13 protein-coding genes are annotated in these 12,871 nt (G+C 69.9%); 7 read left to right on the top strand and 6 right to left on the bottom strand.

The features are described from left to right. From E3T34_RS08960 to E3T34_RS08930, 7 genes are all read left to right on the top strand, one after another. Positions 1-585, top strand: coding sequence for a gluconokinase (locus E3T34_RS08960; protein ID WP_104100588.1), 585 nt, complete (start codon positions 1-3; stop codon positions 583-585). A gap of 79 nt (positions 586-664) precedes the next feature. Further along, positions 665-940 (top strand): hypothetical protein, encoded by a 276-nt coding sequence (locus E3T34_RS08955; RefSeq protein WP_104100589.1) that lies wholly within the window; start codon positions 665-667, stop codon positions 938-940. A gap of 334 nt (positions 941-1,274) precedes the next feature. Then, positions 1,275-1,664: a hypothetical protein gene (locus E3T34_RS08950; RefSeq protein WP_134342766.1), complete on the top strand. Its 390-nt coding sequence runs from the start codon at positions 1,275-1,277 to the stop codon at positions 1,662-1,664. Between the two features lie 95 nt (positions 1,665-1,759). Next, positions 1,760-2,353, top strand: a complete 594-nt coding sequence (locus tag E3T34_RS08945; RefSeq protein ID WP_134342765.1) for a DUF305 domain-containing protein — start codon at positions 1,760-1,762, stop codon at positions 2,351-2,353. A gap of 3 nt (positions 2,354-2,356) precedes the next feature. Continuing rightward, positions 2,357-3,319, top strand: coding sequence for a F510_1955 family glycosylhydrolase (locus E3T34_RS08940; RefSeq protein ID WP_134342764.1), 963 nt, complete (start codon positions 2,357-2,359; stop codon positions 3,317-3,319). A gap of 107 nt (positions 3,320-3,426) precedes the next feature. Further along, positions 3,427-4,656 carry an aminotransferase class V-fold PLP-dependent enzyme gene (locus E3T34_RS08935; RefSeq protein ID WP_166785869.1) on the top strand — a complete coding sequence of 410 codons (1,230 nt, stop codon included), beginning with the start codon at positions 3,427-3,429 and terminating at the stop codon, positions 4,654-4,656. 36 nt (positions 4,657-4,692) lie between these two features. After that, a complete protein-coding gene (locus E3T34_RS08930; protein WP_233191368.1) occupies positions 4,693-5,718 on the top strand; it encodes a hypothetical protein in 1,026 nt (341 codons plus the stop codon). A 20-nt stretch (positions 5,719-5,738) separates the two neighbouring features. On the opposite strand, the gene E3T34_RS08925 is transcribed toward E3T34_RS08930, so the two are convergent. The 6 genes from E3T34_RS08925 to E3T34_RS08900 all read right to left on the bottom strand — a co-directional run bounded on the left by E3T34_RS08925 (position 5,739) and on the right by E3T34_RS08900 (position 12,455). After that, entirely contained in the window at positions 5,739-6,188 is a 450-nt protein-coding gene (locus E3T34_RS08925; RefSeq protein ID WP_134342762.1) for a DUF2269 family protein, read from the bottom strand. 73 nt (positions 6,189-6,261) lie between these two features. Next, the gene (locus tag E3T34_RS08920; RefSeq protein WP_134342761.1) at positions 6,262-6,909 is read right to left on the bottom strand and encodes a hypothetical protein; all 648 of its coding nucleotides are present in this window, start codon (positions 6,907-6,909) and stop codon (positions 6,262-6,264) included. Between the two features lie 110 nt (positions 6,910-7,019). Next, positions 7,020-8,210, bottom strand: a complete 1,191-nt coding sequence (locus tag E3T34_RS08915) for a ferrochelatase (protein WP_241977372.1) — start codon at positions 8,208-8,210, stop codon at positions 7,020-7,022. 22 nt (positions 8,211-8,232) lie between these two features. Beyond that, positions 8,233-9,420 (bottom strand): TIGR04053 family radical SAM/SPASM domain-containing protein, encoded by a 1,188-nt coding sequence (locus E3T34_RS08910; protein WP_104100598.1) that lies wholly within the window; start codon positions 9,418-9,420, stop codon positions 8,233-8,235. Further along, positions 9,417-10,847: a protoporphyrinogen oxidase gene (gene hemG / locus E3T34_RS08905; protein WP_104100599.1), complete on the bottom strand. Its 1,431-nt coding sequence runs from the start codon at positions 10,845-10,847 to the stop codon at positions 9,417-9,419. Before hemG ends, E3T34_RS08910 begins: the two co-directional genes overlap by 4 nt. Before the next feature lie 192 nt (positions 10,848-11,039). Continuing rightward, positions 11,040-12,455 (bottom strand): aminotransferase class V-fold PLP-dependent enzyme, encoded by a 1,416-nt coding sequence (locus E3T34_RS08900; protein WP_104100600.1) that lies wholly within the window; start codon positions 12,453-12,455, stop codon positions 11,040-11,042. Positions 12,456-12,871: the final 416 nt, after the last annotated feature.

The following is a 12,871-nucleotide window of genomic DNA, read 5'->3' as shown; positions in this document are numbered from 1 at the left end:
ATGTTCGAGACTCAGCAGCCCGTGCTCGTGATCATGGGCATCTCCGGATCCGGCAAGTCCACCGTGGCGGGGCTCCTCGCCGGCCAGCTGGGCTGGGATCTCGAGGAGGGCGACGACCTGCATCCCCAGGCGAACATCGACAAGATGTCTGCCGGTCGGCCTTTGAACGACGAGGACCGCGCGCCCTGGCTCGACACGGTCTCCTCGTGGATCATCGAGCACACCATGGCGGGGGCGCCGGGAATCATCACCTGCTCGGCGCTCAAGCGCCGTTACCGCGACGTGCTGCGCGAGCACAACGTGATCTTTGTGCACCTGACCGGGTCGACGGACCTGATCGGGCGCCGGCTTGCGACGCGCCTCGACCACTACATGCCGACCTCCCTGCTCGATTCGCAGGTGGCCACACTCGAGGCGCCTGACGCCGACGAGCGCGCGATCTCCATCGACGCCGGCCGCGCTCCGGCCGAGGAGGCCGCCGAGATCGTGCGGCGGCTCGGACTCACGCCCCGGTCCGGCTCGTCGAGCCTGGGCGCGCGAGAACCGGGCAAGTCCTCGGTGCCGGGGTCGCGAGCGATTTCCTGATCGGGTCTGGCGAGTGTCGGCGGCATGAACTACACTCACAGAATCGAATAGATGTTCGAGAAAATCAAGGGAGCCACGCATGCCTCAGATCATTGACGCAGTCGTCGACGTGGAGCTGTCCGTCGACGGCGACCCGCGGGCGTTCATCTGGAACCGGTTCGAACACACCGTCATCGGCCAGCCGCAGGCGATCTTCACCCGCACCCGCTGGTGGGAGAATGCCGGCGGCGTGCCGTCCCGCATCGACACCGAGCTCTGGCGCCTCGATGCCTCGCGCGGCGACGAGGAACAACACCGCTACGACCTGCGCCGCGACACCGACGGGTCGTGGGTGCTCGCGCTCGACTGGGGGTGAGCCCCGGCCCGGGTGTCGCCCCGGACCGAGGCTGCTCCCAGCTGACGCCGATCCGCCCGGTATACCCTGAGGGGGCATCCACGGTGAGCGACAGGCCGACGGAAGCCCAGACCACAGTTCGGACGGAGGCGGCAAGCTGCACACACGCGCTGCGATCTCGCTCCGTGGTGGACGCCGGGTCTTCCACTCCGCCCTGCTCATGATGGCCGCGCTGCTGCTCTGCCTGCTCGCGGCGCACACGGCCGGAACCGGACACGGGCCGGCGCACGGACCGGGCGGCCTGTCCTCGGCCCCGACCGCTCCCGCTCCCTCATCAACAACAGCGTCAACAACCATGACCACTGCGATGACCGCCGACGCACACTCCGCGGCCGGGCACACCGCATCATCCGCCGCGCCTCTCGCTGCATCCCTCGCTGCATCCCTCCCCGCATCCCTCACCGGCCCGCTGCTCGAGCGCGTCGCGCCCGCGACCGCGACCGTGGTCGCCCCGTCCGCCGGCGCACTCGGCAGCGCCGACACCCACGCGATGTCCGGTCTGGCCACCCTCTCGATGACGTGTTCCCTGCTGCTTGTGCTGGTCGGCCTGATTCTGCTGGCACGGCGCCCGTCGGCCTGCCGTCGCCTGCTCGAGGCCGGCAGCTTCATCGTCGGCTCCTTCCGGGAGATTCCGCTGCACCTGCATCGGCCCCGACTCACCCTGCTCTCCATCAGCCGCATTTAGGCCGAAACCCTCGCCAGCGCACCCCACCGGCCTGCGCGGCCCGGCCGCACCCCGGCCCCCGGTTTCTCACCCTTTTGTCAACGAATGGAACACCAATGCTCCGCACCATCCGCACCTCGCTGATCGCCGCCGCAGCGCTCACCACGGCGCTCACCCTTACCGCCTGCGGCGACCCGACCCCGGCCGCCGACGCCCCGGCCGCCGACGGACCCACCGCCACCGCGTCCGCCAACGCCAACGCCGCGGATGTCGACTTCGCCCAGATGATGATCCCCCACCACGAGCAGGCCGTCGCGATGAGCGACGACTTCCTCGCCAAGCACGGCACCGACCCGCGCGTCGTCGCCCTGGCGACCAAGATCAAGGCCGCGCAGGAGCCCGAGATCACCCAGCTGACCGATTGGCTGGGCGAGTGGGGCGCCGAAACGGGCGGCATGTCCGACATGAACCACGGCACCGACGGCATGATGAGCGAGGCCGACATGATGACGCTCGGCAACGCCTCGGGCGCAGACGCCGACCGGGTGTTCCTCGAGCTGATGATCGCGCACCACGAGGGCGCAATCGCCATGGCGCAGACGCACATCGACGAGGGCAGCAACGCCGCCGCCCAGACCCTCTCGGCCACCATCGTCGCGTCGCAATCCGCCGAAATCGCCGTCATGACCGACATCCTCGCCGCGTACTGACCCATGACGACGTCCAGCAGAACCCTCCGCCTCGGCGGCGCCGCCCTGATCACCGTCGGCCTCGCGGCCGCGCTGGCCGGTTGCGCGCCCACTCCGGCTGCTCCGCCAACCGGCACGTCCGCCCCCACCACGGCGGCTTTTGAACACATTCACGGCCTCGGCGCCGACCCGTCCACCGGCAAGACCTACGCCGGCACGCACCAGGGCGTGTGGCAGGTCCCGACCGACCTGCTGCCCGACAGCTACCTGGCCGGCGCGCCGGAGGCCGGGCTCACCCAGCCCACCCCGAGCGATGGCCCGGCCTTCGACGCCATGGGCTTCACGGTGGCAGCGCCGGGCCTGCTGCTGGCCTCCGGGCATCCGGGCTCCGACGAGTCCACGTTGGTGGGCCCCAACGTGGGACTGATCAGCAGCGTGGATGCGGCAGCCACGTGGTCGAACGTCTCTCTCGCCGGCAAGACCGACTTCCACGACCTCGACGCGGTGACCCTGCCGCCGGGAGCCTTGCGCGTCTACGGCTACGCCGCCGCCGCCGGCAGGGTCAGCATCAGCGACGACGATGGGGCCACCTGGTCGCCCGGAGCCGCGGTGGCGCTGCGCGACCTCGCCGCCGACCCGGCGACCCCCAACCGGGTCTTCGCGACCACCGAGAGCGGCCTCGCCGTGAGCAAGGATGCCGGGCGCACGTTCGCGCTGGTCCCCGGCGCACCGATGCTGTACCTGATCGACGTTCAGGATGCCGCGGCCGGCGGCGGTGTCGTCGGCATCGACCCGGAGGGCGTGCTCTGGCACGAGGAGGCCGGAAGCGGAACCTGGACCCGCGGAGGACAGACCGACGGCAGCCCGGAGGCCTTCGGCTTCGTCGGCGGGAGCGTGCCCTGGCTCCTCGCCGCCGACCGACGCGGGGTCGTCGCGAGCGACGACTTCGGTCTCACCTGGACCGTGCTCGTTGCGGCCCAGGCCTAGCCCGGTGCGACGGATGAAGCTATGACCACCACGCTCCCAGCCGGTTCCCAGCCGCGCCGGGCAGAACCCGCTGCTCGCCTAGAATGAGCCGGAAAGAATTGAAGGACATGAAGCACACTGGGTTGTTCCGGCGCACGCCACCGGTTGCGGTCGAAACCGGCCGTCTCGCCGATTTCGCTTACCTCGAACCCGGCGCGGTCTACCTCGACTCCGCCTGTCAGAGCCTCCGGCCGCAGCCGGTCCTCGACGCCCTGACCGAGTACTACACGGAGTACAACGCCTGCGGCGGGCGCGTGAAGTACGCCTGGGGCACCCGCGTCGACCGGGAGGTGCAGGACGCCCGCCGGGCCGTGCTCGAGCTGCTCGGCCTCTCCGGCCGGGGTCACGCGGTCTCCTTCACCCTCAACACGACCTTCGGGCTGAACCTGCTGCTGCATCAGCTGCCGCAGGGCCGGTTCGGGCAGATGGTCACGAGCCACATCGAGCACAATTCGGTCTTCCTGCCCACCATGACGGCGGCGACCCGACTGGGGGTGCCCCGCCTGGTGCTCGACCGCGCCCCCGACGGCGCCCTGGTCTACCGGCCGGCCCAGCTCGAACGCGCGATCGTGGTCGTCAACGTGGCCTCCAACATCGACGGGCGTCTGCTTACCAACCTCACCGACCTGGTGCGCGACACCCACGCCCGCGGCGGCATCGTCATTCTCGACGCCGCCCAGGCCATGGCGCACGAACGCACCCTGCTGGCCAAAACCGAGGCCGACGCGCTCTGCTTCTCCGCCCACAAGATGTACGGCGCCAGCCTCGGCGTGGTCGTCGCCACCCACGAGCTGCTCAGTTCCCTCGAGCTCACCTTCGTGGGCGGCGGCATGGTGGCGGACGTCCGCGAAGACTCCTACGACCTTCTCGCCAACGACCCGGGCGCCCTGCTCGAACCCGGGCTGCAGGCCTGGGGCGAGATCATCGCCCTGCGCCGTGCGATCGAGTGGCTGGGACAGGTGCGCCCTGGCGGTCGGCCCGCGGCCGAGCACCTTCGGGGTCTCTCGCAGCGTCTCTTCGAGGGTCTCGGCGACATCCCCGGCCTCACTCTGGTCAACACCGCGGCCAGCCCGGTGATCAGCGCCTACGCCCCGAAACAGGATTCGCACCGGCTCGCCGTGTTCCTCTCCCAGTCCCACATCATGGTGCGCAGCGGCTACTTCTGCGCCCACCACTACCTGAAAGACCAGCTCGGGCTGCCGCCGCTGCTGCGCTTCTCGCTCGGACTGCACTCAACCACGGCCGATGTCGATCAGGCCGCACAGGCCCTCGCGCGCCTGATGAAAGGCCTCTCCTAAGTGTTCTGCATTGCCGCATTCATCGTTCTCGTTCTCATGGGGGCCGTGTCGGCACGATACCGCCGCTACCTAGGCAGGGCGTGGAACTGCACCCTCCGCCGTGTCACGTTCCGCCCCTGCGACACCACCTTCAAGCAGGACATCAAGGACCACCTGCTCGCGCCGCTGGCGGTGCGCCGTCCGAAGCTCGTCGGCCCGGCATCCGTCGCCCTCGAGGTGGTCGCGCTGCTCGTGGTGCTCACCACCGTCTGGAGCGCATACGTCGTCGTCAAGAGCGGTGTGAACCTGTACGTCTACGGCACCTGCAACAAGCAGGATTCCGCATCCTGCAGCCTGGGCGCCGAGGCCTGCTCGATCCCCGACCAGACGCCCACCTTCGGCGAGTCCCTGCTCTCCGGCGACGTGATCGGCGCCTTCGGCAACGACTTCGCCAGCCTCGGCGAGACGTTCTCGGCGATCCCCTCCCGCATGCAGAACTGGGAGGCCGAGGAATACCTGCCCGCCAACGCCAGCTACCTGGGCGTCTACGACGCGAAGAAGGAAACCGCGCTCGAGGTCATCGACCCCGGCTGCACCTACTGCCTGCAGCTGTTCAACAACATCGAGGAGGCCGGGTTCGACGACCGGATGAACCTCACCTACATCGCCTACCCGATCGCCGCCGCCGACGGCTACAAGTTCCAGAACTCGCTGCTCGTCACCCAGTACCTCGAGGCGCTGCGGCTGAACCCTCTCGCCGACGCCGCCACGCCGGTCGACTGGGAGATCCTGCGCCGGATCTACACGGAAGTCGATGACAAGGGCGTTTCCTGGCAGAGCGTGATCAACGGCGCCGAGCCGGCTGTCGCCACCGCGCTGCTGCAGGACTGGTCGGCCGAATTCGGCCTGAGCCAGGAACAGGTCGCCGACGTGGCATCCGTCGCCGCCTCCGACGAGGTCGCGGACATCATCGCCGCGAACACGCGGCTGGTCGAGGAGAGCATCCACACCGTGAAGATCCCGACGATCATCTTCGATGGCCGCCGTCACGACGGCCTGGTCTCGGTGGGCGACCTGGACTAGCCCGGCGAGACTGTGAACGGCTAGACCGGCTTGACCACCATCAGCACGACCACGACCACCAGGAGCAGCGAGACGATGCCCGAGCCCATGGCCACGCGCGAGTAACCGGCGACCTTGGCGCCGGCGACCCGGGTACCGCTGGCGGACTGCTCGGCGAGGAGCTCCGAGACCGACTTCATGGTCGGAACCACCAGGAACAGGCTGAGTACGAGGGCCACCGCGTAGAGCACGATCGACAGCCAGATCCAGGTCGACGCGAGGGAGGCGTTGTCCCTGAAGCCCGCCGCGCCGAAACCGAGGAACACCACCAGCAGCGACAGCAGAGTGAAGAGATTGGTGGACTTCGCCAGTGAGGCCACCTGGCCGGCTTCCCCGGCACGCATGGAGCGCATGGCGGTCATGGGGAGGATGGCCATGGGCCCGACGATGAAGACGCCGGAGACAATGTGCAGGGTGTTGAGGGGTTCCATTTTTCCAGCGTAGGCCCCCGCCGTCCGCTCGCCGGTGCACCGACACGTTTGAGGGGTTGGCGGCCCGCACCTCTCACGGCTGTCGTCTCGAGGCCCGCACCTCGGGGTGGTCGTCGGGCAGGGCGTGCCGGGAGCCGGCGCGCAGCAGCACGAGGTTCTTCCGCTCCCAGTCGAGCACGGCCTGCCGCTGCGGATCGATCGCCCGACCTTCCGCGCAAGCCGCGGCGGCGCGCCCGCAGACGCAGGCCAGCGGCATGCCCTCCACGGCGTGGTGCAGCTGCCCGATCCGCCAGAGCACGGCCATAGCCCAGTCGAGCTGACGGTGCGCGAGCTCGGTCTTCCGCTCGGCGCGCCGCACCAGGTCACTCTCGAGGAGCGCGCGCACCCCGGCGCTCTTCGTGCGGTCGGACTCGCCGGCCACGACGCCGCGCAGCTCCACCACCTGGGCCGTGAGCCCGTCGATCACCGCCTGCTGCTCGGCATCCGCCCCCGCCGACTTCTCGGCGAACTGCCGGTGGTTCTCCTGCTGGTCGGCGTATTGCCCGACCCACAGCTTGATGTGCTCCGCGTCCCGGCGGGTGGCCTTTTCCGCCCCCAGGTGGTGCAGGCAGGATGCGCAGACCACCTGGTCGGTCGCCGAGGTGAACGTGAACGGCTGCAGCGACTGGCAGCAGAAGCACTGCGCCCGGATGGCCACATACAACGGATACGGGTGGGTCACGGTTGGTCCTTCGTTAGCCTTCTTGAGCCCTATCGCCGAGCGTACCCAATCGGTGGGAGGCCGGGGTCACCCGCGGATGGCGGCCATCCGCTCGGCCAGTTGCGCGGGCGTCAGCGGTGCGCCTCCCCCGATGAAGGACCTCCCTGGGCCGCGGGATTTTCTGCTGGGGATGAGGGTTCCGTCCCCGGCCTCCGGGCCGGCCCCTTTTCGCAGCATCCCACCGGGCACACATCCGTCCATGGTCCGAGCGCGGTGAGCGCGCAGCGTTCCGGGGTCGTTGCCGGCGTCAGTCGCTCAAGCAACAGGTCGACGAGCCCCGCCACGAACGCCGGGTGCAGGCCGGGGGTCGACACCCGGGTAAACCCCAGGTCGTGCGCGGCGGCAGTGGCCGCCGCCTCCGTGTCGAGGTCCCAGGAGACCTCCATGTGGTCGGAGATGAATCCGATCGGCACCACGACGACGGCCCGCGTGCCGGCCGCGGCGAGCACGACGATGACGTCGTTGACGTCAGGTTCGAGCCAAGGCATTTCGGGCGGCCCCGACCGCGACTGGAATGCCAGAGACCAGGCCGGGGTGGCGTCGGCCACTGTGTCGTCGTCCGCCGCCGCTGAAACGGCGGCCATCACCACCTCCGCGACGGCCCGGTGCTGCGCCTCGTAGGCCCCGCCGGCACCGAAGGATCGCTCGCGTGGGCCACTCTGCTCGGCATCCGCCATCGGGATGGAGTGGGTTGTGAAGAGCACGTGAACGTCATCCGGGGCCAGGCCCTGCCGCGCGAAGTCGGCGAGGGCGGAGCAGACGCCGAGCACGAACGGGGCGACGAAGCCGGGATGGTCGAAGTAGGGGCGAACCGCGTCGATGCGCACGGCGTCGCCGAGCCCGGCGGCGCACCGCGCCTCGGCCAGGTCTTCCCGGTACTGCCGGCAGCTCGAGTAGGAGCTGTACGCGCTCGTCGTGAGCGCGAGCAATCGGGTGTGGCCGGCGTCGACGGCCGCAGTCACGGCGTCTCGCAGGTACGGAGCCCAATTGCGGTTCCCCCAGTACACCGGCACGAAGGTGTCTCGGGCGGCCAGTTCGGTCTGGAGCGCGTCACGGAGCGCCCGGTTTTGGGCGTTGACCGGGCTCACACCACCCGAGGAGCGGTAGTGGGCGGCCACGGTTTCGAGGCGTGCCTCCGGAACTCCGCGGCCCCGGGTGACGTTCCGTAGGAACGGGATGACGTCGTCCTGGCCCTCGGGGCCTCCGAAGCCGAGGAGGACCACGGCGTCGTACCCGGCTGGCTCCGTGGGAGGCGCGGGCACGAGGCCATCCACTGGCTGGGACTCAGGCACCGACGTGGGCGCCGGCCGCGCCGGGCTGGAACGGGCAGGCCGGGTCTTCCCCCAGCGGATCGCCGCTCGACGCGAACGCGCGGGCTCGGGAGCCCCCGCACAGGTCCGCGTACTCACAGCTGCCGCAGCGGCCGGTGAACTCCGTGGCCCGGATCTGTTTGAGTAGCGGGTTGTCCCGATAGATCTCGGCCAGCGGGGTCGTGCACACGTTCCCGAGGCCGAGTGGCAGGAACCCGGCCGGGTAGACCTCGCCGTCGTAGGCCACGAAGACGATGCCCTTGCCGTCGCGGGTCGACGCGGTCTGCGCCCGCGGCAGGCCCGCGGGCGGCCCCATCAGGGCTTCCAGCCTCGCGGACAGGATGTTGTACGGTGCGCTCATCGGTGCAGGGTCACCGGCGCGTCGGCGGGCGACGATTCGCCGGAAAAAGGGTGCCTCGACCGTGCGCACGATGAAGCCGTGCTGGGAGGCGTCGAAGAGGAAGTGGCAGATGTCTTCGTGCTCCGCTGGGCTGACGGCCTCGGTCGAGACGCCGCGGCCGACCTGGACGAGGAAGAAGACCTCCCAGATAGCGGCGCCGGCGTTCTTGATCAGGGCCGCGACATCTGCGAGCTCGTCGACATTGGCGCGCATGACGGTCGTGTTGACCTGGACGGTCAACCCCGCCGTGGCGAGAGCCCGGATCGCCGCCATGGTGTCGTCGAAGTGGCCCGGGATCCCGCGCACGCCCTCATGGGTCGCGGCGACGGCGCCGTCAAGGCTGATCGACACCGCCTTGACCCCGCTCGCCACGATCCGTTCGATCATCTGCGGAGTGAGACTCGGCGTGACCGACGGGGACAGCGCCGTCGGCAGTCCAAGGCCGGTGGCGTAGTCGACGAGTTCGAACAGGTCAGGGCGCATCAGGCAGTCGCCGCCGGTGAGCACCAGGATCGGGTACGGCCGGCCGAATCCGGCCACCTGGTCAATCAGGTCTTTGCCCGCTGCCGTGGTCAGCTCGCCCGGTAGGGCTTGCATCGTGGCGCTGGCCCGGCAGTGTTTGCAGGCAAGCGGGCAGGCGCGGGTGGTTTCCCAGAACACCAGCATCGGGCGCTGCGCGTAGTCCGGGCCCTTTCCACGGCGGGCGGTCGGCAGGGTCGGCAACACGGCGGTCTCGCCGAGGGGGATGCTGAGCCCGCTCATGCGGGCACCTCGCTCGCGGGACGCGCATCGGTCAGAAGCTGCGCGAGCTTGTCGGCGGTGCGCTCGGCATCGGCCACGCAGCTGGCCAGCCCGACCCCCCGGTAGGCGGAACCGGTCAGGTAGAGCCCCGGCAGCCGACCCAGAGCCACCTCCGCGGCGGCGAGCCGGCCCTGATGGCCGACGATGTACTGCGGCATCGCCTGCAGCCAGCGCTCGATGTGCTGCTCGGTCGGGCGCCCGGTCAGACCCATGGCCTCGACGAGTTCGGCGTGCACCTGGCTGACCAGGGTGTCCTCATCGAGGTCCATCCAGCGCTGGTCGCGGCGCCTGCCCACCATGCAGCGGATGATCATGGTCGTGTCATCGGCGAGGTGCGGCCACTTGGCGCTGGACCAGGTGCAGCCGACAATGAGTTTGCCTTCCTCCGGCGGCACCAGGAAGCCCGTGCCGACGAGGTTGTGGGCGACGGCGGAGCGCGGATAGGCCAGGCAGATCGTGGCAACATCGACGTAGGGAATACCCGCCAGCGCGGCGGCCAGGTCGGGGGCTTCCTTGCGCACCATGTCCGCCGCAGCGAACGCGGGAGTGGCGAGCACCACCGCGTCGGCCTCGAGCACCGTGCCATCGCTCAGTTTCACCTCATAGCCGGCGGTGCCGCGCGACACGGAGACGACCGCCGTACCGAGGCGCACATCGTCGCCCACGACGTGGACGGCCAGTGCGTCGATCAACCGGGCGAGTCCCCCACGGAGGGTGACGAGGACCGCGCCTCCTGCTCCGGCGGGCTTGGGTGGGGCATTCCGGCGTCGGCGCCGCAGTCCGAGGTAGAGGCTGCGATTGCCGCGGGCGAGAGCGTCGATGTCAGGCGCGGTGCTCCGAGCACTGAGCTCGTCGGCCCTGCCGGCATGCACACCTCCGAGCAGCGGATCGACGAGGCGATCGAACACCTGCCCGCCCATCCTCGGGCGAACGATTTCGGCGATTGTGGGGTCGTCTGGCAATCCCGCCGGGGCCGCCTTCACGAGGTCCAGGGCCGCACGGGCAAGACCGAGCGGCGACAGCAGTCGGGATTTCATCAGGGGCAGCAGCCGATCGGGGATGCCGAAGAGGGTGCCGGCCGGGAGCCGTCGCAGCTTACCGCGCGACCAGATGCGTGCGCCGGACCCGGCGGGGGCCACGACGAGGTCGCTGACCCCGAGATCCTCGATGAGGGCTGCCACCACGGGTGCCCGCACCATCAGCGCGTCAGGTCCGACGTCAACGAGGTGCCCGCCGAATTGCTCAGTGGAGATCTTGCCTCCCAACCGCGCCCCACCCTCAACCAGAGTGAGACGCACCCCGTCGCCAAGCCGGCGGTGCAGGTAGTGTGCTGTCGCCAATCCGCTGATTCCGCCGCCGACGATGACGACCCGTGGTTGAGCGAGCATTCGACATACCTCCAGTTGCCGGTGAATCCGGGGCAACCGGCAACCTGTGGCAATCCTTGTTACTTCGATCCTACGACCGTCGTCTCCAGCGGCCTCTCGCGGGCCGTCGGTGGCGGCCGCCGATCGGAGCACGAATCGCCGCCCGGACCGGGCCCGGGCCAGCCCTGGAATCAGGCCGGACCACGGCCGTATTCACGCCTTCTCATATTCCGTCGGACGGTTGCGCGCGACCGCCGCGCAGGCCCGTTCGACGGCAGCCACGGATGCGGCGACGTCGTCCGCATCCGTCGACCAGTTGCTCACGGAGACCCGCAGCACATCCCGGTCCTGCCAACGCGAACCCGACATCCAGGCGGTTCCCTCCTTGAGTAGTTCTTCCGTCACCCGTCGGGTGCGCTCGTCGTCGCCGAAGCTGACGCAGACCTGGGTGAAGACCACGTCGTTGAGCACCTCGGCGCCGGTGATGCGACCCAGTCCGTCGGCGATGGCCCGGGCGTGATCGGCCAGCCGCTCCACCAGCATCACGGTGCCCGATCGGCCCAGGGAGCGCAGAGCCGCCCAGACCGGAACACCGCGCGCCCGGCGCGACAGCTCGGGCACCTTTTCGTAGGGGTCACCCGGACCGGTCTCATCGGCGAACAGGTAGCTCGTGTGCACCCCGAAGGTGGACCGCAGCTCGGCGGGCCTGGCCACGATGGCCATGCCACAGTCGTAGGGCACTTGGAGTGTCTTGTGCGCGTCGGTGGCCCAGGAATCGGCGGTGTCGAGGCCTGCCAGCTGCTCGCGGTAGCGCGGGCTCACTGCGGCCCAGAGGCCGAAGGCGCCGTCGACGTGCACCCAGGCACCATGCTGGTGGGCGAGGTCGGTGAGTTCACCGACCGGGTCGAAGGCGCCGGAGTGCACATTGCCGGCCTGAAGGCAGACGATCGCGGGGCCAGTGCCCTGGTTGAGCGCGGCCGCCAGGGCCTCGGGGAGCATGCGGCCCTGGTCGTCGGCCGGGACGACAATGGGGGCGCCGAGTCCCAGGTAGCGCAGGGCCAGGTCAATCACCGCATGGCGCTCATCGCCCACGTAGACGGCGACGCGGGGCGCCCCGGCCAGACCGGCGATCGCGACGTCCCAGCCGGCGTCGCCGAGCACATGATCGCGTCCGGCCGCCAAACCCACGAAGTTCGCCATGGTGGCCCCGGTGGTGAAGCCCACGTCGGCGCCGTCCGGCAGACCCAGCAGATCGAGGATCCAGCCGCCGGCGGCCTCCTCGGCGGCGGCCGTGGCCGGGGTCGCGAAGCGCATGCCGGCGTTCTGGTCCCACGCGCTGACCAGCCAGTCGGCTGCCAGGGCTGCCGGCAACGTGCCGCCGATCACCCAGCCGAAAAAGCGGCCGGACGTCATCGCCATCAGCCCCGGTTCGGCCAGCCGGGCCAGCTCGTCGATCACCTCCGCCGGGTCCGTCGGCTGCAGCGGCAGCGGCGCTGCGAAGCCCGCGGCGAGGGTGTCGGCGTCGACGCGTGGCCCCACGGGCCGGGTGGGCAGGGAGGAGAGCCAGTCCAGGGCATGGGCTTTCGCTCGCTCCAGGGCCTGACGATAGTCATCCGGGTCAGCAGACATGCCGAGATTTTATGCCCGCCGGGAGACCACCGAAAGAGCGCTGTTTTCCGGGCGCGGGTCGTCGCTGGCGAGGATGACCCATCGGAGGCGATCGCGACCCCCGTCCCGGCTCCGACGGCGATGCCCCCGTCGGCCTGCGTCGGCGAACACGCGGTCGATGCCCGGTTCCGCGGCGACCGTACGGTTTTGTTCCGACATGGGGGCTCGTCCAGCCGAAATTCAGCCCATCCGCCGTACCGTGGTCAATGGAGTTCCCCCACTCCAAACGAATCGGCCCCGGCAGATTCCTCGCCTCCCCCCGGCGCGGTGAAGCCGGGGCTTTTTCGTGGCGGTCAGCGAACTCCCTTGAACAAATCACGGCCGATCGGCTCTCGCGACCGCTCTGAGAATCAGTGTCGCACTTCCCCCGGTTGGGG

This window comes from Cryobacterium sp. TMT1-62 (assembly GCF_004403145.1).
GTDB classification, from domain to species: Bacteria; Actinomycetota; Actinomycetes; order Actinomycetales; family Microbacteriaceae; genus Cryobacterium; species Cryobacterium sandaracinum.
Note: the sequence above shows the minus strand (reverse complement) of the source record. Positions and strands in the feature narration are given on the sequence as shown.